Source organism: Microbacterium sp. 2216-1 (assembly GCF_046507855.1).
GTDB classification, from domain to species: domain Bacteria; phylum Actinomycetota; class Actinomycetes; order Actinomycetales; family Microbacteriaceae; genus Microbacterium; species Microbacterium esteraromaticum_C.
Map to the genome: position 1 here is coordinate 151856 of NZ_JBKFTM010000002.1, position 24102 is coordinate 175957.

The window sequence follows — 24102 nt, forward strand, 5'->3', positions numbered from 1 at the left end:
CGCGCTGAACCGCGCCGGGGCCGGTTCAGCGCGAGAGTACCTCGTCGACGTCGGCACCCGGCAGTGCGACCGTGACGTTCGTGCCCCAGGGGTCATCGAGCGAGATCGATCGACCGTCGTCGGCGAACTGCAGACCCCGGCGGGCGAGCCGAGCGGCGAGCGCATCGAGGTCGTCGCGGTTGGGCACGGTGAGGGCGACCTCGCCGAGGCCGAGGCTCGCGGCGCGCGGGCCTGCGCCGGCACTGTTCCAGGTGTTCATCGCGACGTGGTGGTGGTAGCCGCCCGCGGCGGCGAACAGGGCGCCGGGGTAGGTGTCGACGGTGGTCTCGAACCCGAGTGCGTCGACGTAGAAGGCGCGGGCCGTCGGGATGTCGCCGACCTGTAGGTGCACGTGGCCGACTCGCCCTGCAGTGGTGCCGATACCGGCGAGCACGCTTTGGTCGAGGTGGCGCTGCAGGTACGCGTTCGGGTCGAGATACAGGGTCGACATCTGCAGGGTGCCGTGCTCGTACCGCCACTGCGAGCGGTCACGGTCGACGTAGAGCTCGATGCCGTTTCCCTCGGGGTCGGTGAAGTAGAAGGCCTCACTGACCAGGTGGTCACTCGATCCGACGAACTGACCGCGCTGATCCTGCGCTGCGCGCAGCACGGTCGCGGCGAGCGCGGGCGCATCGTCGAAGAGGAATGCCGTGTGGAACAGGCCGGCCTGGCGGGGATCGGCAGCGGGAAGACCCGGCGTGCCGATCAGGCGCACCATCGGGGTGGCGCCCCGCCCGAGCACGCGGTGCACCTCGGTGCCGCGGGAGCGCTCTTCGAGCGGTTCGAGCGCGAGCGCGTTGGCGTAGTACGAGGTCATCATCTCGAGGTCGCCGACGCGCAGCGTCACCGCGTCCATGGCGGTATGGGCGTTCAGGACCCGATCGGGTGCTGACGTGGTGCGCTGAGCGTTCATGGCTTCCTCCGGTGCAATGCGTTGGTTGAATGTACAACCAAACGCTGCACCGGTTCATTCCCGCCGCCCGATCCGATCGGACGATGAGGGTCGCGCCGCACCGATGGGCGAGGATGGATGCCGAGTGTTCGCCCGACCCTGGAGTGCCCGTGTCATCCATCCGCCGCCCGTTCGTGACGCCCACCGCACTGATCGCGGCGGTTCTGCTGCTGAGCGGATGCACCTCGGCGCAGAGCGTCGCCGGGCAGGCAGCATCCGACATCGAGGCGACCGGTGAGAGCACCGAGGTGACCGTGACGGTCGAGGGCATGCGATACATCCCCGACGTCGTCGAGGTGCCCGTCGGCGACGAGCTGATCATCACGTTCGAGAACACCGGCACCGACGTGCACGACCTCGTGCTGGCCAACGGCACCGGTACGGATCACCTGGGCCCGGGCGAGACCGAGGTGATCGAGGTCGGCGTGATCTCGGCCGATATGGATGCCTGGTGCTCGGTCGGCAATCACCGCGCGATGGGCATGGAGATGACGATCCGGGCGATCGACTGACATCGCCCTGAGCAGCGCCTCGCGAACAGCATCGGTGCGCCTCACCGCAGCGGAGGCGCACCGATGGGTCTGATCAGAGCCTCTCGGCTCAGTACTTCATGACGATGCGGCCGTCGATCTGGCCGCGCTCCATGCGCTCGAAGATGTCGTTGATGTCGTCGAGCGGCTCGACGGCGACCGTGGGGTGGATCTCTCCGCGGGCGAAGAAGTCGAGCGCCTCGGCCATGTCCTGCCGGGTGCCGACGATCGAGCCGCGGATGGTGATCGCGCGCAGCACGATGTCGAAGATGTCGGCGGGGAAGTCGCCCGGGGGCAGACCGTTGAACACGATCGTCGCGCCGCGGCGGGTGACGGCGAGCGCCTGGCCGAACGCCTTCGGGTGCACGGCGGTGACGAGCACACCGTGGGCTCCGCCGATGGCCTGCTGCACGGCCTCGCCGGGGTCGTCGGTGGCCGCGTTGACGGTCACCTCGGCGCCGTGCTTGCGGGCCAGGGCGAGCTTGCTCTCGTCGATGTCGACGGCGACGACGCGCATGCCCATCGAGCGGGCGTACTGCACGGCGATGTGGCCGAGCCCGCCGATTCCCGAGATGACGACCCACTCCCCCGGCTTGACACCGGTCATCTTCAGCCCCTTGTAGACGGTGACGCCGGCGCACAGGATGGGGGCGACCTCGACCGGGTCGACGCCATCGGGAATGCGTGCCGCGAAGCGCTCGTCGACGAGCATGTACTCGCCGAAGCTGCCGTCGACCGAGTAGCCACCGTTGTGCTGGCTCTCGCACAGGGTCTCCCAGCCGGTGCGGCAGTATTCGCACTCACCGCAGGCGCTCCACAGCCAGGCGTTGCCGACCTTCTGGCCGATCTCGAGCGAGGTGACGCCCTCGCCGAGCGCGACGACCTCGCCGTAGCCCTCGTGGCCGGGAATGAGGTCGGCCTTCGGGGCGACGGGCCAGTCGCCCCGGACGGCGTGCAGGTCGGTGTGGCACACGCCGCTGGTGATCAGGCGCACGAGGGCCTGGCCGGGGCCGGGGGTGGGAATCGAGACGTCCTGCACCGCGAGCGTGTGCTCGGGGGTGGTGACGGCGGCACGCATCGTGCCGGAAGGTACTGTGCCGCGGCCGGTACTCGAAGAGGTTTCGGTCAGAATGGTCATCGGTTTCACTTCCTTGTGCGGGGCGGACGGTCGCCGCCCTCGGGCATGAAGGTACGTGCGCCTCCGTTGCACCCGGTTGCGCTCGGTTGCACGGCCGCGAAACCCCTGCCGAATACCCTGAGAACGCCGACCGATACGAGGAGAACGATGTTCGACAGTCCCCTCTCGGCATCGGCCTACGAGGTTCTGGGGGTCGCGCCCGAGGCATCCGATGACGAGCTGCGCCGGGCTTTCCGGCTGCAGTTGCGTCGCACGCATCCGGATGCCGGCGGCGACGCCGCCGTCTTCATCCGCGTGCAGCGGGCGTGGGAGCTGGTGGGCACCCCGCAGAGCCGCGCCGCGTACGACCGCGGGCACGGTTTCGCGGGCGCGGAGCAGTGGAGCGGGTGGGGTGCGCCGCAGCGCACCGACACACGTCCGCGCGCGCAGGTGCACGGCGAGGCGGGCGGCTGGCTGCGCCGCCAGTACGTCGCGCGGGTGCAGGAGTGGGCGGATGCTGACATCGCCGCCCCGTACGATCCGGCGTTCGTGCGCACGATCCCCGTCGAGCTGCGGGCGCTGCTGGCGCACGCCCTCGCCGAGGAGGAGAGTGCGCGGATCCTCGCCGGTCTCGGCATGGGCTTCACCGTGTGGCACGACGTGGCCGCACCTCACGAAGCGGACGCCGACGGCAAGATCGACCACGTCGTGCTCGGACCGTCGGGGCTGTTCGGTGTGATGTCGGCCGATACCGGCGGGGATGTGCGGTTCCGGGGCGGAGAGGTTCTGGGAGCGGATGCCCCCGTGGGCGGTCTGGTCAAGGGCATCCGACTTCTCTCGCGCACCGCGCGCGTGCGCTTCAGCGCGGCACTGCTGGTCTTTCCCGACGACGACCTCGCCGAGCCGGTCGTGCCGATCCGCACCGAACGCAGCATGCTCGTCGCCGTCATGCGGCGCAGTGTGTTGCCGACGGTGCTGCGGACGGGCATCCGCGGCACGCGCGTGATCGGCGGCAACGAACTGTTCGACGTGCGCACCCGCCTGCAGCAGACCGTGCGGTTCGCGTGATGGCGGGCCGGTCTCAGGCCTGCACGGATCGTGCCGTCGGCGGAGGTTCGCCGATCTCGTCGACGGTGTGGTCACCGCACGGCGTCGCGGTCACGGTCGCGCGTTCGATGCGAGTGACGAGAAACCATCTCATCGCCTGCCGCAGGTGACACCACCCGATCAGATACCAGCGTCCGGACGTCGAGGCGAAGATCACCGGCTCGACATCGCGCGTGGTCGTCACACCGTCGCCGGACGTGTAACGCAGGCGCACGATCCGCTGCTCGGCCATCCCCTCTTCAAGCGCCGACCGGATCGCTCTCCCCGGGGCCTGGCCGCCGTCGACCCAGATGCGTCGCGCGAGCCCGTCGGCCTTCGCGCGCGTGGTGGGGTCGAGCACATCCATGATCTTTCGGACGCCTGCCGAGGCGAGGTCGGCGAAGGGCGCGTCGGCTGCGGCAGAGACGGCCGCGAGCAGCGCGACGGCCTGCGCGGGACTCAGGGTGATGGGCGGCAGGTTCGCCCGCGACGAGACACCGTAGCCGCCGCCCGGTCCTGGCCTCGACCAGATCGGCACACCGCTGTTCTCCAGAGCGTCGAGGTCTCGCTTGATCGTCCGCAACGAGACGCCGAACTCGTCAGCCAGCCGCTGCGCTGTGCATCCGCGCGCACCACGGCGTCGCAGCATCTCTGCGAGCGCGTGCAGACGTTCGGTTCTCTTCACCTCACCACCCTGCCAAAGTTTCTCAAACCTTGTCATAAACAGTGCCATGCCGTTGTCGCGCGCCCCTGCGACGCTGGTGGCATGACGCATCTCACCAGCACTCCCCCACTCCTGCTCGTTCCCGGCCACTGGCTGGGCGCCTGGGCCTGGGACGAGGTCGCCCGCCTGCTCAAAGCACAGGGCGTGCCGACGTCAGCCCTGACGCTGCCCGGGCTCGACGAGACCGACCCCGACCGGGCAGACCGCACGCTCGACGACCAGGCGGCGGCCATCGCACGCGTTGTCGCCGCTCAGTCCGAGCCCGTGGTGATCGTCGCGCACAGCGGAGCGAATGCGCCGGTGACCCTCGTGCTGGATCGCATGCCCGAGCGCGTGCGCCGCGTGGTGTGGGTCGACAGCGGCCCGGTGGCGCCCGGCAGCGCCTTCGCACCCGAGTACCCCGAAGGGGAAGGCGCGCTCGCGCTGCCGCCGTTCGATGTGCTCGCACAGCAGGCGAGCGTCGAGGGACTCGAGGCGGCAGCACTCGAGCGCTTTCGATCCCGTGCCGTCGCGCAGCCAGAGCCCGTGCTGCGGCAGGCCGTGGAGCTGACCGACGCGGCTCGATTCGCCGTGCCAACGACGCTAGTGTGCTGCTCGATCCCGAGCGCACAGGTGATCGAACTCGTCGCGGCAGGACACCCGATGCTCGCCGAGCTCGGCAACTACACGGACGTCGACTACCGCGATCTGCCGACCGGGCACTGGCCGATGTGGAGCCGTCCCGGCGACCTCGCGGAGGTGCTTGCCGGGGTCAGCCGCTAAGAGGTGAGAGGCTGGACTCTTCGGCGGAAGGGGCGACGTGAACGATCTGCAACCCGGCAAACGAGTGGTGGTGCGCTACGCACTGCACCCGGGCGACACGCACGCCACGTCTGACGCGCTGGGTGTGATCCGCGCCGTCGATGAGCAGAGCGTCGAGATCTCGACCAAGCAGGGCCCGGTGCGGGTGGAGCGGGCGCGAATCCTGGTCGTGCACGAGGTGCCGCCGGCGCCGACGCGCGCCGGGCGCACACACCGGGTCGTCTCGGCCGTCGACCTGCGTCGCATCTCGGCCGCGGCCTGGCTGCCCGCGGATTCGTCGTGGCTGCAGATCGACAACCTGCGCGATGAGGTGTCGGATTCCGATTCCGATCTCGGGCTGCTGTCGAAGGGGTGGCTGCTGCGCAGTTCGGATTCGGCCACGCAGCGGGCCAACAGCGCTCTGCCGGTCACCGATACGGGTCTGGGCTGGGAACAGAGCCTCGACGCGGTCGAGGCCTGGTACGCCACCCGTGAGAAGCCCGCGAGGGTGCAGATCTACTCGGCCGACCCGTCTACGGCACTGGCCCCCGAATGCGCCGGCCTGGCGCCGCTGCTCTCGGCACGCGGGTACGGCACCTCCGAATCGACACTGCTGCTGACCGGCGCCACGAAAGAGGCGGCCGGTGAGGTGGTGGCTCCGCGTGATGCTGCCGCGCCGGGACTGGTCATCGATGTGAGCGACCGGCCGACCGAGACGCACTTCGCGGTGTGGGCGAGCCAGCGCGACCCGGGTTCTGCGCAAGCGTTCCGTGCGCTCATAGAAGCCGACCAGCCATGCAGTGTCGTGACCGCATACGCCCCTCGGGCGGATGGCAGCCGGTCGCTGGTGGCGACCTGCCGCATCGTGGAGCGCAACAAATGGGGCGTGATGACGAACCTCGTCACCCACCCCGAGCTGCGCCGGCGCGGCGCCGGCCGGTCGGTGATCCGGGCAGCCGCCGCCATGCTGGCGCAGCGCGGGGTTCGCTCGTACCTCGTCGACGTCGAGTCGAGCAACACCGCATCGCTGGCGCTGTTCGAGTCGCTCGGCGCCAGCGTGCAGCACCGATCGTGGTACGCGACGCAGCGTCAAGGATGAGGGGTCGGGTTGGGGGCGGGCTCACCGAGGGCACACCCGAATAGGATCACAGCCGCGAGTACGCTCACGGTATGAGACGACCGGAGCCGGATCCCGTGGGCGTTGGCGAGGAGTCGGTATGGGCCTATCCGCGACCGCCCCGAGTTGAACGTGTGCTCGAGCGCGTCACGATCAGCCTCGGCGGTGTACTCATCGCAGACACCCTCGACGCCGTGCGTGTGCTCGAGACGAGCCACCCGCCCGTCTACTACCTACCTGCGGCGTCATTCGTCAGCGGCGCGCTCACACCTGTTCAGGGAACGTCACGCTGCGAGTTCAAGGGTGAAGCGGCCTACTTCGATGTCCACGGTGGGACTCGGAGCGTACACAGAGCCGCGTGGACATACCCGAACCCAACGCACGGATTCCGTGAGCTGAAGGGACGCGTCGCCGTGTACGCCGGTGACATGGATGCCTGCACCGTTGGCGGCGAGCGGGTCACCCCGCAACCGGGTCGCTTCTACGGTGGCTGGATCACCGCACGCGTTCGAGGGCCATTCAAGGGAGAACCGGGTTCGCTGGGCTGGTGAATCGCCACCGAACGACCCGACGTGGACGTCACGAGGGCGCGGGCCTGCGCTTTTGGCGAAACCTACACTTACGCATGTAGGTTCCCGGCCGAGATGGCAGATAGCGCCGGGGGTTCCACGGTAGTTGGCGGCGGCTTCGGTCTCAGAATTCCATGAGAAATGGCGGATTCCTACATGAGCGCAAGCCAAAAGAGGAACGCCGAGGGGCCGGGTCTTCTACTCGGATGCTCGTAGCTCAGAGACGGGGTCCGGCTTTTGACCGTGCTCCACGACCGGTTGAGTGATGCTCTTGGGCAGCTTCTCAGGTCGATCTTGCTCATCGGGGACGTTTGTCACTGATCTCCTCCATTTATCTCAATCGGCACCGTGGATTCTAGTTCTGGGTGTGCCAACCCGTAGATCGTCCCCACACCCGAAGCGAGCCACGCCAGCATCCGCGCGACGAATCCGCGGACCAACCAACTATGCCGTTCAGTCAACTGGGTGCGCGAGCGTTCGTGAGATGTAAGTCGGCTGCTGAGGATCGATCGACGGAGGGAGACAGTGGCCGCGTCCGCATACTCGCCGATCAAGGCGGCAGGTCGGGTTGCTCGGTGAGCCGAGAGCTCATCGCAGCGAGTCCACACCCCGCCGCGATCAGATAGAAAGCCAAGCAAACCGCACTGATCCAGAAGCTTCCAGAGGAGATGACGAGTTCAGTGCCTCCAAGAGCTCCGCTGACGCCCATGAGAATGGCAGCACGGGTATTTGAGTTGGAGAGACGACCTGCCATCGCCGCTTCTTGTCGCCCAAGCTGGTTCTCCAGCAGATCGAGCTGGCTGGACACCAGGTCGGCAAGTCCCTCGACTGGCTCGATCGTCGAAGGTACCCTCCCCTGCCGGAACCTGACCATGAGGTCACTGTAGCGAGGATGATGCAACGTGCGCTCGACACGAAGTCCGATTCCTCGGGTCAGAGAACGTCCGCGAGGAGACGGCCGATCGCGGCGCCCAGAGGAATCGGCACAGCGTTGCCGATCTGCCGCGCAATATCGGTACGCGAACCCACGAATCGATGCTCAGCAGCGAAGCCTTGTAACACCGCAGCCTCGTAGTGAGTGATCGCCCGATCCTCCTCCGGGTGAATGTACCGCCCCTTCTCGGGCTTGAAGAACTCAGTGCGAATCGTCACGGAGGGACGATCCCAGTGGAGGCGGCCCATGACATCGCCAGAGCCGGTCTTGTGTTTCGTCCAGCACGGCGCCATCAGGTCCGGATACGGCTCCAGATGGCGTCGATTGCCACCGGCCGGGATCACCGCGAACCGCTTCAGCGAGAGATCGGTGTATCTCCGGCTCCAGTGCAGATCTCGTGCCGAGAACACTCCCGCGTACTGCCTGCCACCGAACTGGGTCCGCCGGCGATCGAACAGTTCGTCCCGGTCCGGCACTCGAGGCAGACGACCCAGCGCATCCCTCACGGTCACGTAAGGCATCAGTCCGTCGACCTCAGGATTGGCCGAGTGCGTCGGCTCAGGGAACCCCGGAAAGCCGAGGTCTCGACGGTAACCGATGATCACCGTTCGTCGTCGAGCCTGAGGGGCACCGAAGTCGGCAGAGTTCAGCACTTCCGCCTGGAAGTCATACTCAGCGAGCATTCCGCGCTCGGAGGTTGCCTCCTTGAACTGTCGATACTGGGGCGACTTCTTGAACTCGGCGACATTCTCGACAACGAAGTATTTCGGCCGCGCACGCCGGATCGTCTCCGCGTACTCCTGCCAGAGCGAGTTGCGCTCGTCCTCGACGTCCTGCTTCCCAAGGCTCGAGAACCCCTGGCAGGGAGGGCCGCCTATGATCACGTCAGCGCGTGGCACATCCTCCTCGGCGAGCCACGTCTTGATGTCGCCTGCGTAGACGATGCCCTCACCGTAGGTCGCCTCATACGAGGCCGCGGCGGCACGATCCATCTCCACTGCGCCGACGGTTCGGAATCGGTCCGAGGCCGCATGAAGCCCCGCCGTGAGTCCACCCGCCCCGGCGAACAGGTCCAGCACGCTGATCTCACGGGTCACTTCGTCATCGTAATCAGCCTTCAGTCGTGCAGCCCGCCGGCGCGCCGGCGCACTCATGAACCTGTTCCCAGGGCGGCCCGTACGGCGGGGAGCACACCACTGAGCAGCCCCGTCACCTCGCTTCCGCCGAGTACGAGCTGCCGATCCAGGAGTCGGTTGCCCGTCTCACAGGAGGTCTCGCTCACGAGGGCGCAGCCGTGACAAGCCGAGAGATTCAACTGGGATGACCCTTGCCGATCGCTCTCGATGCACACCGGGTCGTTCGAACACACGTCGGCATCATCCAGCGCTGCGACGAGCAGAGGAATCAACAGGTTCGGGGCGCCGAGACGGACAAGACCACCCAGAGTACCCTGCGCGTCGCCCGCCGCAGCGTAGATGAGAATACCCGCCGTGTTGTCAGGGCGGTCAGTGCTCGCGTAGACCCGCTCCTGCAGGGCCGCCGATGAGTAACCGCTGGCGAAGGCGAGGCGACGGATCAGCAGGTGAGCGATGGTGTGCAGCGCGATGAAGCGAGGTTCCGGGACGTCGAGACGCGAGCGGGCCCACTCCAGCTGATCGCGACGGTCCATGAGGATGTGCGCACGGGCCTGCACGTCTGGAAGGGACTCCCACACCTGCAGCGCCTCCTCATCGAACTGCAGGAAGATACCCTCGCCGAACAGCTCCAGCGATGGATACACCGGGCGCTGTTTCGGGTCCCGCCCCAGGTCGGCGCTGATGAACGAGGCACTCGGGCTGTGCCTACGGAAGCCTTTGAGAGCGCGCACCTCACGGACGCGGTGCACCTGCCCGATCCCTGCAATCACACCGCGAAGCTCAGACGGCCCGGAAGTGATGGACGCGTCGGACCAACCGTCGACGACGAAGTCGCTGAGTTCCCGATCCTTGCCACCGGCGATCTTCTTCACGAATGCAGCCCACTCGCCGTCCTTGAGCACATGCATCGCGCCGTCGGACGAGTGCTCTTCTCCTCCGGCGACAGACAAGACCGTGTCGGCGCCGACGCCGACCTCCTCTGCGATCCATCCGGCGATCATCTCCGACTTCGGCCCACCGTTATCATCGACCAGGCGCTGGAAGTAGTCGTGAGCCCGGATCTTTGCGCTCAGCTCCTCCGACCGCGTCTTCTCTTCGGGGATGTCGAGCGCGGAGACGCGGTCGGCGATGTAGTTGCCGGTCGCTCCACGCTGGACCGCGACGAGGTCGTCGTTGCACGGCTCGACCACCGAGTCCTCCGGCTCCCAGGGTTGGCGGCCTTCGCATCGGACCCCATCTCGATGCAGCGCGCTGCCGCCCACGAGATCGGACAGGGGGCGCGAGCGCTCGCATCCATCACACACGACTCGAAGGGAGGCGAGGCCTTCACCGCTCGTGTTCGAACGCTCGAAGCGGAGCTCTTTGTACGCGCGGCAGACGCGGACCTCCTCGGTCACCCCCTCATCGTGCCCGCGGTGGGCCCACATGAACCAGGGCACGTCCTGGACGTGACTGCCCGTCTTGCAGACTGCGACGTACCGCATCGGAACGAGCACTCCGCCGCAGTCGCACCGATTGCGGAAACGCCCCTTGTCGATCGTCGTCAGCTTGGAGAGCTTGAGGCATCGCTCGCAGAAACGCCATGCCGGGAATCGCCAGTAGGGCAGGCTCGCGGTCTCCTGCCCGGCCCTCCCAGCATGCGAAGGGGCCTGACGGAGCACCGGGCGCGGGCGCCCGCCCTGCACGAGCTGGTCGACCAGTCGGTCGCAATGGATCTCCGGCGCAACCTTCCGGTCCCACCACGAGGTGTCAGGAGCGATGAGCGACTCCCCCCGGATGTCGACGATCGCACCGACGCCGAACGGGGACACCGTCTCCGATAGACGGAGATCATGACGGATCTTCTGCACGCCGTACCTCCCGCTGGGGTTCCTGCACCTCGACCGCGACATTCGGCTCGACGGAGCGCATCGAGTCGCCGACCAGCCATTCATCACCCGGCTGCCCGAAGCGCTTCACCAGCGCCCGATCTCCCGCCTGGCGGTGCTCGTATCGGAGCCGTTCGCCGGCGTCGCGGGCCTCGTGCGCCTTCCGATCCCATTCGCGGAGAAGCTGCCCGACCTGGTCGTCTACTGCGGTCGTCTCGTCCTCCTCGGACTCCCGGACCAGATCGAGGAAGCGCTCGATCAGCGCCTCCACCGTGGCTCGGAAGCGCTCATCGGAGAGATCGAACGCGCCTGCATCGCCTTCCCCGGCAAGCACCGGTACAGCGTGCCGAAGCAGCGCGATAAGTGCACCGGCGAGCGAGCGATCTCGGGATGACAGGGACCAAGGCGTGACGCTCGTCGGCTCGACGCTCCGGTACAGCGCGTCATGGTAGCCGCGGAACGTCTCGAAGTGGGACCGGTCGCGTGCGCGATTCGACCGGAACAGGGTCATCACGATGCCGTTCACCGATCCGCGACCGACTCTGCTAGTGGCCTGGATGTACTCCGCCGTCGTCTTGGGCTGTCCGACCATCAGCATCAGGGCGAGGCGCTGAACGTCGATTCCGACCGACAGCATGTTCGACGACAGCACCGCGTCCACGGCGTCGTCGGAGTCGTCCGCGCTGACTCGGAGCTGTCGCAGGTCTTTCGGCAGCTCTTCCGGTCCGCGACGACTCGTCAGCTCGAGCACCCGGTCCGCGCGTATTGTCCTCAGCCCGAGCCCGAGCCGGTCTGCCCGAGTTCCGAGTCGGCCGTTGATGTCGTCGAGGAGCAGGGCTCCCGTACGTCCCAGCTCCCGAAGGCTGTTGTGATACATCACGAATGTCCAGTAAGGGTCGATGCGGTCGCCGATGCGATCTGCGCCGACCAGGACCCCTGGCAGCTCGAGCAGCGGTGAGGCGGCGGCGACGAGAGCGGTAGCCTGGGACACGCTCTGCGGCATCATCCCGGCGTACAGTCGGCCCTCGCCGCTGGCCACCGGGCTGGCGAAGAAGGTGGTGTCGTCGTCGATCCCGGCCGGTGGATATAGCGCCACCTTCCGGCCGTACAGACCCTTCACCTGGGAGCCGGACGCGCGGATCGTCGCGGTCGAGGCGACGATCTTCGGCGCGGAGCCGGCACTGTTCAGCAGCAGCTGGATCACGGCGTCGAAGACTGCGACGGTCGTGCCGAGTGGGCCGGACAGCAGGTGCAGCTCGTCCTGGATGATGAGCGACGGCTTCCGATAGGGCGTGCCGATGCCGAGTAATCGCCCGGCGGAGTCCTTGAACTGGAGGCGAGCGAACTTATCGACCGTGGCCAGCAGGAAGGTCGGCGGCTCTTCGTAGAGCAGCTCGTCCACCACGTTCATCGGGAGATCGCGATGCGAGAACTCGCAGGCCGGCTCCACGCATCGGAAGACCACGTCATTGCCGACCTGGCGTGCTCCGTACAGCCGGCGCGTGTCGTCCTTCTTGACCGGGACCAGTTCGGTCAGACACCATGGGCACTCCGTGATCTGGAACTCGTTCGCATCCTGCGGGTGCTGCGCCTTGTAGAGCCGGTCGAGAGCGTACTTCGCGTCGGCGCGTGTGCCCGGCGTCGCCTCGTTCCCCACCCAGAGCCCGATCGAGAATCGGGCCATCCCCTTCACCCTCTGATCCGTTGCGCGGAGCAGCTCCATCGCGCAGATCAGGGACGCGGCACGCTGGAACTGCTGCGAGGTGAGCAGGCGCAGGGTGTAGCGCGTGATCACCGCTGTCCCGCCACCGGTCGGGCCGTGTTCGAGCCGGCGAAGGAAGATCACGATGGCGGCGAGCGCCAGATACGCCTCGGTCTTGCCGCCTCCGGTCGGGAACCAGATCAGATCGACCAGTGGCCGGTCAGGGTGGGCGTCGTCGACGGTCGATGCGAGCGACACCAGGAGGAATCCGAGCTGGAACGGACGCCACGCGGGCGCCGGGTCCTTCTCGCCGCGGCCGAGAGCGGCTTGGCGCATCTGGAGGCGCATCGCCGACATGGCGAGTGCGAACGCCGCTCGCGGCCCAGCCGACGTCGGGTCCGCGAGCAGGTCGATGCCCTGGCGCATCCTAGCCACCGTGATCCCCGCGCGATCGGCGATCGACTCGGCCTCCGCGCCGAGCTCTGATGCCTGCGCACGCTGATCCGCGACCCACTCGGAGAAGGAGTCGACGAACGATCCCAGCGCTTCCAGCACTGGTGCCGGCTCCGAGTCGATCGTCGCAAGGAACGCGAGATCGAGCGCGGGTCGAGCGCGGCCGTCGAGATCATCGCCGCCGGTCTGCTCGATCGCCGGTACGACGAAGTGGGGCACGGGGTCAAGCTTGATGCGAACGCAGTTCCCGCGCTCGTCCATCTCCCAGTCCGCGGCCATACCGTGCCCGACTGCGAACACCTTGCGACTCCGATACCTCAGACGCAGTTCTGCGGCCTCCGGGTCGACGTCGATCGCCCGCGACACGTCGTACTCGAGGATGCGAGCGCCCTCGGTGGGGTGCGCGGACAGAGCGACCTGGAACAGCATGAGCGGAATGTCGGTGCGCTCGTCGCCTGTCGTCCTTGTCCGAAGTCGGACATGAAGCGTGACGAGCCAGTTCGAAGCGCCGTATGGCCGCCAGCGGGTGCCGATCTCGAACGGAACGTCACCGGCATCCATCTGCCGCATCTGCGCCTTTCCTCGCGTGAGCTCGATGTTCCGGAACTCATGGCCGGTGCGCTGCCATCGCTGCGGACCGTCGTCCTCGATAAGCGCATAAGTGCCTGCGGAGAAGTCGCAGAGCACGGATTCGGAGTCGGTGACGAAGGAGATTGCCGCGGAGGACGGTCGCCAGTCCTCGGCGAGCGGGTTCGTCGCATCGTCCTCTTCGACATCGCCTTCTTCGACGTCAGCCATGACGAACTGCTCCGGATCGTTCTCTCCTGCAGGGACGCTTCCCGACGCCGCGACCTCATCGTCGGACGGGAAGAGCATGCCGACCGCGTATTGCAGCGAGGGACGATTATCGATGAGCACCTCGTCCTCACCCTGCTCGGGTCCGACGTAGGCCGCACGGAGATGGTCAAGCGCACGCGCCTGTGCTGGGGTGAGCGTCACGCCGTGACCTCCGCCCTGCGCACTTGCGACTGCAGGCGTCGACGGTCGGCGCCGGTGCAGACGACGTGGAGGGTCACACGCGCGCGCGTCGACGCGACGTAGAACGCCGCGAGTGCAGAGTCCGAGAACTCCATCGGCAGTTCGCAGACGATGACGTGCTCCGCCTCGAGCCCCTTCGCGACTCTCGGGCTGAGAACCCGGATCCCGTCTACGACTTCATCGAGCGATTCAACCGCGGTTGACGGAATGACCCAGATGTCGGCGGCCTTGACACCCTCCTTCTTGAAGGACTTCGCAATGCGCATCGCCCGAGTCCGCGACTCCCCCTCGGCCGCCGTCTCCCACTGGATGCGCTCACCGTTCACGATCCCAGGGTCGCCGACATCGGCACCCAGGTACTCCTGGACCATGTGGACGATCGCCCGAGTGTTGCGGACGTTCTTGCTCAGGTCGTACTCGATGCCTTCGGTACGGACGATCTCGAAGACGTCGTCATCGAAGCGGCCGTCGACGTGAGCCTGGTTGTTCTGGTCGAGGAACATCCTCCAGCGTCCCTGCCCTCGGCCGCCTATGACGACCTGATCGAGCACATCCATGGCACCGGGGTACATCAGATCCTGCGCTTCGTCGATGAGCAGGACGTCGAACTGCGAAGACGGGTCGATCGCATCGAACTCGCGCACCTCGATCGCTCGCCCGGTCAATCGCGGCTCGAAGAACGTCCGAAGACCGGGAGATCTGAAAGTCACCAGAACGGATCTCCCCGCCTCCGCCTCCTGTTTCGCCGCCTCTGCCAGCACTACGGACTTCCCGGTGCCTGCCCCGCCGAACACGAGAATGCGCGGATTCTTCGATAGACCGGCGAGAACTCTCGCCTGCTCTGCGGTAGCGATGTTCTGCTCGTCGATCACAGCGCCTCGCTGCGCGTCGATGATGGGCAGCCTCGAGAACTCGCCGAAGAGCCGCTCTCGGAGGTGGTCGATACGAGCCGCAGGCGCACCGCTCGGGGCAATCGGCGCCACACGGGCCACTGCGTCCAGCGCGGAGGTCAAGGCGTCGACGGTCATCGACTCTTTGGCCAACCAATGCGTGGCCTTCCATGCGACGTCCGTCGGTGGATGCCCGATGTCCGGCGTAACGGCGATCGCCTCCGAGGGATACCAGCCGAGCCCGTCCTCCTTGAGGATCTCCCTCAGAGCGAACATCGCGTCCCGGGCCTGGTCGATAGGCGAGGACTTCAACTTGTGGTTGTCGCCGTGCCTGTCGATGGTGTACCAAGCGCCATCGAACTTCTTCACGCCACCGCCCTTCACCTCGGCGATGATCGCGACGCCCTTCCAGAGGATGACGAAGTCGGCCTCGGCCATCTGCTTCCCAGGGGCGGTCCGCAGCTTGACTGAATGGAACGCGACGGCGTCGGCACTCGGAACGGCGTGGAGGAGTCGAGCGAGCTTGCGCTCAGCGTCGCTCTGCGCGGTGCGTTCGATGTCCTGAAGGTCTGGGCTGAGGATCACGACTGCTGCTCCTGCCACAGCTCTTCGTACTCGCGGAAGCCGAGGAGGTTGTTGATGTCCGCGTTGCCGAAGTTGTCGGCCATGTCGACGATCAGGCACTCGTCCTTGCCGCCGTTCCTCGGACCACGCAGGCCGCGACCGGCCATCTGGATGTAGGCGTTCGGGCTGAAGGTCGGGCGTGCGATGTAGAGCGCCGTGACGCCCGGTGCGTCGAAACCCTGCGTAAGGAGGTCGCAGTTGGCGAGCACCTGGATCTCGCCGTCTTTGAAGCGCTTGATCACGTCGCGCCGTTCTTGTCGGCCGGTCTGACCGCTCACCGAGGCGGCCTCGATGCCTCGGTACCGGAGCGTCGCGGCGAGGACCTGCGCGGAGAGCACGTTCGGTGTGAACACGAGAACCGAACGAGCTCGCTCGAGTTCCAAGTTCATAATGCTGTCGACCAGGATCCCCATTCGGGCGTGGTCGGCTGCGACTCGATCCAGCACTTGACCGCTGACGCGGTTCGTGCGCTTCGCCTCGCGGGCCTCGTCGTCCGAGAGCCGGACCACTGCGCCTTGAAGCACCGCGTGCTCCACTCGTGCCAGCACACCTCGCGCGACGAGCTCCTGATACGGATTCTCCTCGAACGCGGCGATCTTCCGCCGGCCGAAGCGCGCTGCCAGTTGATCCGTAGCCTGCACGGAAGTGCCCTTGAACGGTGTCGCGGAGAGACCTATCAGCGGCCGCTCGAATCGTCTTCCGTCCACTCCGAGCCACGAGAGGATTCGCGTGTATCGAGTGGACGTGCCGGCTACGTGACCCTCGTCGATGACGACGGCTGCTGGGCGGCTGAGCCAGTCGTACTCTGCGCTGCCGAGGAGCACTTCGAGCTTCGCGTCGGTCGCGACGATGATGCTGTGAGCGGTGTCGGGCTCTTGGACGTCATTGCTCTCCCAGAGCCGTCCGAGTGTCAGGGGCATGTCGACCCGCTGCTCCGTGCAGAGGCCGCGCCATACCTCACTGAAGGTCTGCACGGCCTGTTCGCAGAGCTCCTGGGATTGAGCGATCCAGAGGACCGGACCCTCCAATTTTCCATCGATGAAGAGCTGAAGGAGGGTCTGCGTCGCGACACGTGTCTTGCCGGCTCCTGTGGGCAGCTCGACCATGGCTTTGGCGCGACGGTCCGCGTCATCGACCTCCAGCAGGGTAGAACGGAGCTCCGTGCTGATGCGCGACTGGTAGTCGTGCAGCTCCGGCAGCACGGTTGCGCCTGGTACGACGAACTCCGCGGCCTGGCGCTGCGTCCGCTGCCCAGCGAACTCGGATCCGAAACCCATCTTTCGCAGCCAGGTGATGGTCGCCGCACCACCGGCCCACTGTGTCGGAACGTCGGGGAAGCCCTCCCGCCGGAAGAGATCGGTCAGCTCCCGCATGGTGTCTCTTCCATAGACGGACAGACAGAGCTCCGCAGCCGACGTGTTCTTGGACACGAGACCCTGCGCCTCCAACCCCTGCCAGAGTCCCTTCGGGAGCTTCTCTCGCAGATCGTCAGCACCGAAATAGACCTCAAGTCGATCTGCGTTCGTCGTCGCCGACAGCGCCTCCTGCCGGATCAGTTCCAGGTGTTGAGCGAGGCCGACCTCGAGCACTCGCTCGATCTCCGCGTTGTTGAGGCCGAGGTCGAATGCTTCGCTGACGAGTCGCAACGAATCCCTCTCCGGGATGCCGGCCGCCACGACGAAGTCCACGCCGTCTCGGTATGAGTCGAGCGACTGGGTCTCCACGCCGTCCTCGGTTGTGACCCATTTCGCGATGGACTCAGCGCGGGAGAACGTCGCACTTCCCAGGTCCTCCTTGCTGGGCCGCCCTCGGAGTCCGGTGAAGACGTCGAGCAGCCTCTCCGGGTCCTGCTGGCCATCGATTCGCATAGAAAAGGCGAACGAGTCCTCGAATCGCTTGCATCCGACTTCATCGACGAGCCGCTCGGCGTCAAGGTCGCTGGCCCGCAAGTAGGGGCGTTGGTGCTGCGCCAGGTAATCGCGTTGCTCGTCGTCCACGGCGATGTATACGGTCCCTGTCGCACGTGATTCGATCACGCGTCCGACACGAGCAGGCACACGTGGGGGATGCCCGTCAGGGTATGCCAGAGGAGCGGATTCGAGGATGAAGCGGACCAGAACCGAGTCCGTGAGCTGGGGCGGTAACAGTTCGGTCGCGAGCGCGTCCCGGAGGACTTCAGGCGCGATCGTCGACACGTCTTGCGGCAGCTGGAGCGTGTCGACGATAATGCGTGGTCCCTCGTAGAGCGGCAACAGATCCCGGTACTCGACGAGCGAGGGAGCGACGACGTGGGAGATCGGTCGGAAGCCGCGGGACGTCCGAAGCAATCCCGCTCGTTCGACTGCCCATCGAACCGGCGATTTTGCGCGGTATGAGACTCCGGTGGCGGTGTCCTCGCAGTCCCAGGGAGCGTCGCCGAACTCCAGCAGACCGCGCGTCCAGTTCTCGCGGATCTGGTCAGCTGCGCCTGAGGCCTGGAGGATCATCAGGACCGAGAACGGGCCGGCAGAGCTGCCCTGGCTCGGATAGAGCGATATCTGCTCGATCGGGCGTTCACCAGGCGTGAGTCTGCTGTTCAGGTCCGCGACGATCCAATCCCGATAGTCGCCGGCGGCTGCCTCGTCCTCGAAGTCGTAGTCGCGCTGCGGCGAGTTCACCACTCCGATTTCGTGGGCGAGCGCGGGAACGCACCTCTGTCGATCAAGGAGGACTCCACCGTCGGCGCCGGGCAGGTCCCCGTCCAGATCGAGAACCTGCTGGGGCCAGTGCCAGGCGCCGTCCCGCGTCGGCACCAACACCCGCGCGGTCGGGGTTGCGCGAACAGCGCTCGCTGCGTCACGAGTGCTGACGCCGAGTGCGGCGTCCCAGAACTTCGCCTGCTGCTCGGCACCGTCGTCGGTCGTCAATTTCGCAAGGCGGGCGTTGAGGATGGCGATGGGATCGAGGTCGCGGAACCCGACGGAGCGGAGGATCCGCTCCATGTCCGGGTACTCGAGGAACTCGGGAACGACGAACACCGCGCCCTCGATCTCCAGGTCGTCGGCTTTCGAGAGGAAGGCGAGCGTTCTGTCTGCGAGTGCGCGTAGCCCGTCGGTCGTCGGGATGACGCGGGCCTTGTCCGCTTCTTCGGCCCCACGATTTGCCATGACGACTTTGACTGCGTTGGCCGCTGATTCGACATCGTCTCCCTCTGCCCATTCGCGGAGCCAGGACTGGATGCCGCGCTTGGGTACGAGTTCGAGCGCGCGCTTCATATCGCGGCTGTCCTCGTCGAACCGGTCCGGGCTCACGCTCACCGCGAACAGCTGCCGGAGTCGCGCGACCCGTTGGGTGGAGCTGTAGCTGCGCCAGTGCGGCACATCGTTCCGGGTGTTCGGCGAAGCGATCCACGCCTCGTGGGCGATCTCGGGGATCTTCCATTCGCATGTCAGATCGAGGGGCCTGAGCTCCTGCGGACGTCGTAGCACACCACTACCGTCGGGTATCAGTGCCGCCGCGACGGCCAGCGGCGGCACGAGCGCGCACAGGACTTCGTCGCCGAAGTAGATGGCTTCTCGACCTCGAGCCGGGAGATAGTCGAGGTGTGCAGCAGGATCCTGTTCGTTGCTGACGCGTGGGAGCAACTCGACGAACATCTCAGCCAGCGTTGCGAGAATCTCACGGTTGTACCCGTTCCTCAGCAGCGTAGTTCGGTCATCGTTGACGCTCCACGGCGCGTTGAAGAATGCGGTGGCAGATGTACGATCCTGCAGCGGGAAGTAGCTCCAGAACTGGCCCACTTGAGTGCCAGTGTCCCCAGCCTCCGGGTTGGCACGGCGAGGCCTGACGGGCATCGCGATGCTGACCTTGATCTCGTTGCGGGAGACCGCCTCGCCGACTTCTCGTCGAGCCGCCGGGCTGGGTGCGTGCATCCGCTCGTCGACGAGCCATTCGTCACCGGTCGAATCAGGACGTTCGATCTTGAATCGGCCGTTCCCGAGATCCTTCGACACGTGGCTGGTCGCGAACCCTCGATCCCCGAGGACCGTAAGCCTGACCTCCCGTACGGCACTGACGAACAGGAGGAACTCGGACGTGAAGGTTTCCATCTCTCGACGAATCCTCGCGGTGTCGTCCACATCCGGGAGACGGACAATGGTGGTCGCCCACTCGGCGAGACTCCTTGCGATCGGGTCCTCGGCGAAGACGCGATCCGCGTCGAGCAGGGTGGCGGTGCGGAGCGCCGGGAGCCGCCGGTCAGCGGATCCGATGCTCTTGATCGCTGACTGCGCCTTGGCGGAGTTGAACTCGAACGACACCGAACGACTCAGAACCTGTGGCGAGTCCGTGACCGCCAGCACGGACTTGAACCCGAGTCCGAAACGACCGATCTCATCTCCTCGCTTGCCGCTGAGATGAGCGTGCGTGATGGCGACGAGACCGTTCTTCGAGAACGGCCGACCGGAGTTGGCGCAGTACAGGACATTCGAAGCGGGATCCAGCACGATCTCCACCCGCCCAGGGCCCGTTTCCGGGCCACTGCCGGCCATGGCGTCAGCGGCGTTCTGAACGAGCTCCAGGAGCGTCCGGTTCGCGTATCCGCCCGTCCGAATGGACTCTTCGTGATTGGCATGCTCAGTGATCAATGTGGGCTTGGCTGCGTAAGCGGCGATCGCGCTCTCGAACTGCTCGTCAATCTCGCGTACCAGCGCTCCATCAGGTGTCCACGCATCAATCGTTCCCGACATCCCCTGCTCCCGGTTGCTCCGTGATCCGTCTTCACTAACGTAGCGGTGGCCGCAGACTTTCAGCGGTGAGGCGACTACCGTGCCCTGTATGTCATGGGCGAGCAGCGAGGGGTCGAGGCGGTCGATGCTTGCGAACCGGAGGCGCGACACGTCGCCCGAGCTTGTCGTACGACGCCGCATCCACGCCATGGGTCTGCGCTATCGCGTCGACTTCGCCCCCATCGGCGGGCGACGTCGAGCCGACATCGTATTCACGAAGCAGAGGGTGGCGATCTTCATCGATGGATGCTTCTGGCACGGGTGCCCGCAGCACGCGACCCTGCCCAAGCGAAACGCGGACTACTGGATACCGAAGCTACAGCGGAACATGCAACGGGACCGCGAAACCGACGAGGCTCTGCGCGAGGCGAGTTGGATTGTTCTCCGCTTCTGGGAGCACGAGGATCCAGCTGTGATTGCTCACGCGATCGCTCATGCCGTGTGCAGCAGTACGGCGGCTGGTGCGGACAGTGGTCGTGCAGACCAAGGCTGAAGCAGGTCTCAAGTCGGAAGCGGATTCAACGTCGGCGGCCCCTCGTATCGTGGATGCACACAGACCACGCGACATCGTTAGGGGACGCAGGTGGCTGACTACGACGTGCAGTACGACAAGGACAAGGGCGACTGGGGAGCGAAGCGCGCCGGCGCCGGCAAGGCAGCGGGCCGCTACGACACTCAGGCGGAAGCTCATGACGCTGCAGTCGGCTTCGCAAGCCGCAGCGGTGGTGGAGAGGTACGCGACCACCGCAAAGACAACAACCAGATTCGAAACACAGACACGATCGGCAAGAAGGACCCGTTCCCTCCGAAGGGCTGAAGATGCGCATGTCGAACGACGAGCTCAAGGCCTCCGACCGGCTGTACTACGCGATCGCTGCCCTCCGCGGCTGGGATGAAGCGGCGGACGAGGCTCGCGGCTACGGCGGCAGCTACGCGGTGCGGTTCGGACGGATCGTGTCGTCAATCCTGATCGCGGCAGACGACGACCGCGAGCCGGTAGCAATCACGGGAGCGCTCGACGACCAGAGGATCGGTAACCTCGCGGTCGTCTATGACCGGTTCGTCGTCGTTGTTGACATCGTTGAACTGACAGCACATAGCGGCGAGCTCACCGTCACGGTCCATGGGTTGGATGCCATCGAGGATGTCCGGGTCAGCACAACGCATAACTACTTCGAGGGGACGGACAGCAAGCCCGCGAGCACGGGATGGAGCTGCAGATCGGACTCGCCGGTCAACGGTTCACCTTCCCACCGACGAAGTGGGGGCAGAGTCCGCTGCTCCACGGTGACGCCGCTCTCAAGGCGTACACTACCATCCGCGACTATCGGACCGGCCGCTGGATGACGGAGTGTAGCAGCATCGCGTAGGGCGTTGGCATCCTCGCCCGATGCCGTCCCCGTGTAGCTGCCGCTACGAGGGGCGGTGGCCTTGCAGCAGGTCGAGCGGCTCGACGCCGAGCTGATCCGCCAGTTTCGCCAGCGGCGACGAATCCGGAGCTTTCCACCGGTTCCGCGTCAGCGGTCGTGTGCGAAACTCAAGGAGTGACGATCGTGGAACCTATGGCACCGACGGGCCCAGCCGCGCCCGAGGTATCCCGCCTGGTCTTCGGGAACAGTCACATGTTCGGCGTCATGGTCGAGATCGCTTCACTGCGCGGCCGGACGTTCTCGTCGAAGCAGATCAGTGATGCGACTCAGCTCTCACCCGGCATCGTGCACCCGCTGATTCAGAAGCTTCGTCGCGCGCGGTTCATCGAGTTCGTGGAACAGGTCCACGGGGAGCGCACCCTGCTGTATCGGGTGGTCGCCAATCACGTTTGGGAAGCTGCGAGTCGCTATGCGGACGAACGGGACGAAGCCGGCGCACGCTGGGCCTCGTAGATCCGATCAGAACGCACAACTCTGGCATCAGATTCTCGGCGCAGTGAGCCGAGAATCTCGACCGTCCACGACAAGTGGCGGAACCGCCAACTGCCCGTCATCTGCCCGTGGAAACCGCCATCCTCACGCGGAACCTACAATTACGCAAAGTCCCCACCCGGAGCCATGTCCATGAACCGCGAGTAGTGGCCCTGGAAGGCGACGGTAAGGGTCGCGGTGGGGCCGTTACGGTGCTTGGCAACGATCAGGTCGGCTTCGCCGGGGCGCACGTCCTTGTCGTAGGCGGCCTCGCGGTGCAGCAAGATGACCATGTCGGCGTCCTGCTCGATCGAGCCCGACTCACGCAGGTCGCTGATCGCGGGCTTCTTGTCTGAGCGCTGCTCGGCACCACGGTTCAGCTGCGACAGGGCGATCACCGGCACCTGAAGCTCCTTCGCAAGCAGCTTCAGCGCACGCGAAAACTCCGACACCTCCTGCTGACGAGACTCGACGCGCTTACCGCTCGTCATCAGCTGCAGATAGTCGATCACGACGAGACGCAGACCCGCGCGCTGCTTGAGCCGGCGACACTTGGCGCGAATCTCGACGAGCGTCATGTTGGGGCTGTCGTCGATGTAAAGGGGCGCATCGTTGATGCGGCCACGCGTCGCGGCGACGGTCGTCCAGTCACGCGGGTCGAGCGTTCCCTTGCGCATGTTCTGCAGCGGGATGGCTCCCTCGGCGCTGAGCAGACGCATAGCGATCTCGCTCTTGCCCATTTCGAGCGAGAAGAAGATCGACGGCTCGTTGTGGCCAATCGACGCCGCTCGCGCAAAATCCAGAGCCAGCGTCGACTTACCCATAGCGGGCCTCGCCGCGACGACGATCATCTGGCCGCCGTGCAGGCCGTTGGTGAGCTCGTCGAGTTCGCGGAACCCGGTGGGGATGCCCGTCATCGTGCCGTCGCGACCGTTCGCGGCCTCGATCTCTTCGACGGCCGCGTCGACGGCGACGGTCAGCGGCACGTAGTCTTCGGCCGCCTCGGCACCGGTGACCGAGTAGATCTCAGCCTGCGCGTTGTTGACCAGGTCGGTCGCGTCGCCCTCACCCGCGTAGCCGAGCTGCACGATGCGCGTTCCGGCGTCGACCAGACGGCGCAGGATCGACCGCTCGGCGACAATACCGGCGTAGTAACCCGCGTTGGCTGCCGTCGGCACGATCGACGTCAGCGTGTGCAGGTAGTCGGCACCGCCGGCCCGACCCAGCTCACCGGTCTTGATCAGCTCGTCGGTAACGGCGACGACGTCGGTGGGCTCACCCTGCGAGTACAGCGACAGGATCGCCTCGAAGATCAGCTCATGCTTGGGGATGTAGAAGTCGGCGCCCTTGAGCGTCTCGATCACATCGGCAACGGCGTCCTTCGACAGCAGCATGCCGCCCAGTGCGCTCTGCTCTGCCAGCAGGTCGTGCGGAGGGGTCCGCTCGGGTGCGCGCGAAGCGCCCAGTCGCTCATCTGAGATGTCTGCGATCGACACCGTTCCCCCTCCTGGCAGAGGCGGTGTGAACTGCACCGCCGACCCGCTGAACCGAATGGATGTCCGGCCGCTATCGACAGCGAAACATGAACCACAGACACCCTGGCTTCCCCCACGGTAAGAGCAGAGTTATCCCCATGCAAGCGCCCCTGTGGATAACTCTGTGGAGAGTGTGCGAACAACTCCGGAGTGTCTGTGCAGAACCCCTGTGGAAAACCCGGTGGACAGTTGTCAAGGTTGACGCCTTTATTAGCCCTGAACAGGTTTTTACAGTTTCCCCACCCTGTGGATGACAATCGGGTTCAAGCAAACGTTGAAGGTTGCCCGGGTTACGCACCGATGTGTACAACCTGGGGAAAGTCAAGTCGACGCGTCATCCC

Annotated in this window: 19 protein-coding genes; 9 read left to right on the forward strand and 10 right to left on the reverse strand. The window is 66.0% G+C overall.

From position 1 onward, the window contains the following. Nucleotides 1-25: 25 nt before the first annotated feature. Entirely contained in the window at nucleotides 26-952 is a 927-nt protein-coding gene (locus tag ACLD0U_RS08605; RefSeq protein WP_410340367.1) for a VOC family protein, read from the reverse strand. A gap of 149 nt (nucleotides 953-1101) precedes the next feature. Between ACLD0U_RS08605 and ACLD0U_RS08610 the strand changes: the two genes are divergently transcribed. Continuing rightward, nucleotides 1102-1503, forward strand: coding sequence for a cupredoxin domain-containing protein (locus ACLD0U_RS08610; RefSeq protein ID WP_410340368.1), 402 nt, complete (start codon nucleotides 1102-1104; stop codon nucleotides 1501-1503). A gap of 88 nt (nucleotides 1504-1591) precedes the next feature. Here ACLD0U_RS08610 and adhP read toward each other — a convergent pair whose 3' ends face one another. Next, complete coding sequence (gene adhP / locus ACLD0U_RS08615) at nucleotides 1592-2659, reverse strand: alcohol dehydrogenase AdhP (RefSeq protein ID WP_224818392.1); 1068 nt, start codon at nucleotides 2657-2659, stop codon at nucleotides 1592-1594. A gap of 147 nt (nucleotides 2660-2806) precedes the next feature. Here adhP and ACLD0U_RS08620 point away from each other — a divergent pair, with 147 nt between their 5' ends. Further along, nucleotides 2807-3706: a J domain-containing protein gene (locus ACLD0U_RS08620; protein WP_410340369.1), complete on the forward strand. Its 900-nt coding sequence runs from the start codon at nucleotides 2807-2809 to the stop codon at nucleotides 3704-3706. A gap of 13 nt (nucleotides 3707-3719) precedes the next feature. Here the strand turns inward: ACLD0U_RS08620 and ACLD0U_RS08625 are convergent, their stop codons facing one another. Next, nucleotides 3720-4409: a helix-turn-helix transcriptional regulator gene (locus ACLD0U_RS08625; RefSeq protein ID WP_410340370.1), complete on the reverse strand. Its 690-nt coding sequence runs from the start codon at nucleotides 4407-4409 to the stop codon at nucleotides 3720-3722. A gap of 81 nt (nucleotides 4410-4490) precedes the next feature. On the opposite strand from ACLD0U_RS08625, the gene ACLD0U_RS08630 reads away from it, so the two are divergent. The 3 genes from ACLD0U_RS08630 (at nucleotide 4491) to ACLD0U_RS08640 (ending at nucleotide 6896) form a co-directional block, all read left to right on the forward strand. Further along, on the forward strand, nucleotides 4491-5210 hold the full coding sequence (locus ACLD0U_RS08630; RefSeq protein WP_410340371.1) for an alpha/beta fold hydrolase: 720 nt from the start codon (nucleotides 4491-4493) through the stop codon (nucleotides 5208-5210). Between the two features lie 37 nt (nucleotides 5211-5247). Further along, nucleotides 5248-6327: a GNAT family N-acetyltransferase gene (locus ACLD0U_RS08635; protein WP_410340372.1), complete on the forward strand. Its 1080-nt coding sequence runs from the start codon at nucleotides 5248-5250 to the stop codon at nucleotides 6325-6327. Nucleotides 6328-6398: 71 nt separating this feature from the next. Next, complete coding sequence (locus ACLD0U_RS08640) at nucleotides 6399-6896, forward strand: DUF427 domain-containing protein (protein WP_410340373.1); 498 nt, start codon at nucleotides 6399-6401, stop codon at nucleotides 6894-6896. A 568-nt stretch (nucleotides 6897-7464) separates the two neighbouring features. Here the strand turns inward: ACLD0U_RS08640 and ACLD0U_RS08645 are convergent. Genes ACLD0U_RS08645 through ACLD0U_RS08670 form a run of 6 tightly spaced genes read right to left on the reverse strand, consistent with a single transcriptional unit; the run spans nucleotide 7465 to nucleotide 20475 of the window. Beyond that, the gene (locus tag ACLD0U_RS08645) at nucleotides 7465-7788 is read right to left on the reverse strand and encodes a hypothetical protein (RefSeq protein ID WP_410340374.1); all 324 of its coding nucleotides are present in this window, start codon (nucleotides 7786-7788) and stop codon (nucleotides 7465-7467) included. Nucleotides 7789-7847: 59 nt separating this feature from the next. Beyond that, nucleotides 7848-8945, reverse strand: coding sequence for a DNA cytosine methyltransferase (locus ACLD0U_RS08650; protein WP_410340375.1), 1098 nt, complete (start codon nucleotides 8943-8945; stop codon nucleotides 7848-7850). A 53-nt stretch (nucleotides 8946-8998) separates the two neighbouring features. Further along, nucleotides 8999-10918: a DrmB family protein gene (gene drmB / locus ACLD0U_RS08655; protein WP_410340376.1), complete on the reverse strand. Its 1920-nt coding sequence runs from the start codon at nucleotides 10916-10918 to the stop codon at nucleotides 8999-9001. Then, nucleotides 10815-14006 (reverse strand): helicase-related protein, encoded by a 3192-nt coding sequence (locus ACLD0U_RS08660; RefSeq protein WP_410340377.1) that lies wholly within the window; start codon nucleotides 14004-14006, stop codon nucleotides 10815-10817. Before ACLD0U_RS08660 ends, drmB begins: the two co-directional genes overlap by 104 nt. Then, nucleotides 14003-15619 carry an NERD domain-containing protein gene (locus ACLD0U_RS08665; RefSeq protein WP_410340378.1) on the reverse strand — a complete coding sequence of 539 codons (1617 nt, stop codon included), beginning with the start codon at nucleotides 15617-15619 and terminating at the stop codon, nucleotides 14003-14005. Before ACLD0U_RS08665 ends, ACLD0U_RS08660 begins: the two co-directional genes overlap by 4 nt. After that, complete coding sequence (locus ACLD0U_RS08670) at nucleotides 15517-20475, reverse strand: sacsin N-terminal ATP-binding-like domain-containing protein (protein WP_410340379.1); 4959 nt, start codon at nucleotides 20473-20475, stop codon at nucleotides 15517-15519. Before ACLD0U_RS08670 ends, ACLD0U_RS08665 begins: the two co-directional genes overlap by 103 nt. On the opposite strand from ACLD0U_RS08670, the gene ACLD0U_RS08675 reads away from it, so the two are divergent. The 4 genes from ACLD0U_RS08675 to ACLD0U_RS08690 all read left to right on the forward strand — a co-directional run bounded on the left by ACLD0U_RS08675 (nucleotide 20411) and on the right by ACLD0U_RS08690 (nucleotide 22208). Continuing rightward, entirely contained in the window at nucleotides 20411-20818 is a 408-nt protein-coding gene (locus ACLD0U_RS08675; protein WP_410340380.1) for a very short patch repair endonuclease, read from the forward strand. The genes ACLD0U_RS08670 and ACLD0U_RS08675 overlap by 65 nt on opposite strands. Before the next feature lie 90 nt (nucleotides 20819-20908). Further along, a complete protein-coding gene (locus ACLD0U_RS08680; RefSeq protein ID WP_410340381.1) occupies nucleotides 20909-21142 on the forward strand; it encodes a DUF2188 domain-containing protein in 234 nt (77 codons plus the stop codon). A gap of 8 nt (nucleotides 21143-21150) precedes the next feature. Beyond that, on the forward strand, nucleotides 21151-21672 hold the full coding sequence (locus tag ACLD0U_RS08685) for a hypothetical protein (protein ID WP_410340382.1): 522 nt from the start codon (nucleotides 21151-21153) through the stop codon (nucleotides 21670-21672). A gap of 197 nt (nucleotides 21673-21869) precedes the next feature. Then, a complete protein-coding gene (locus ACLD0U_RS08690) occupies nucleotides 21870-22208 on the forward strand; it encodes a hypothetical protein (RefSeq protein ID WP_410340383.1) in 339 nt (112 codons plus the stop codon). Between the two features lie 140 nt (nucleotides 22209-22348). Here ACLD0U_RS08690 and dnaB read toward each other — a convergent pair whose 3' ends face one another. Next, entirely contained in the window at nucleotides 22349-23722 is a 1374-nt protein-coding gene (dnaB, locus tag ACLD0U_RS08695; protein WP_179409618.1) for a replicative DNA helicase, read from the reverse strand. Nucleotides 23723-24102: the final 380 nt, after the last annotated feature.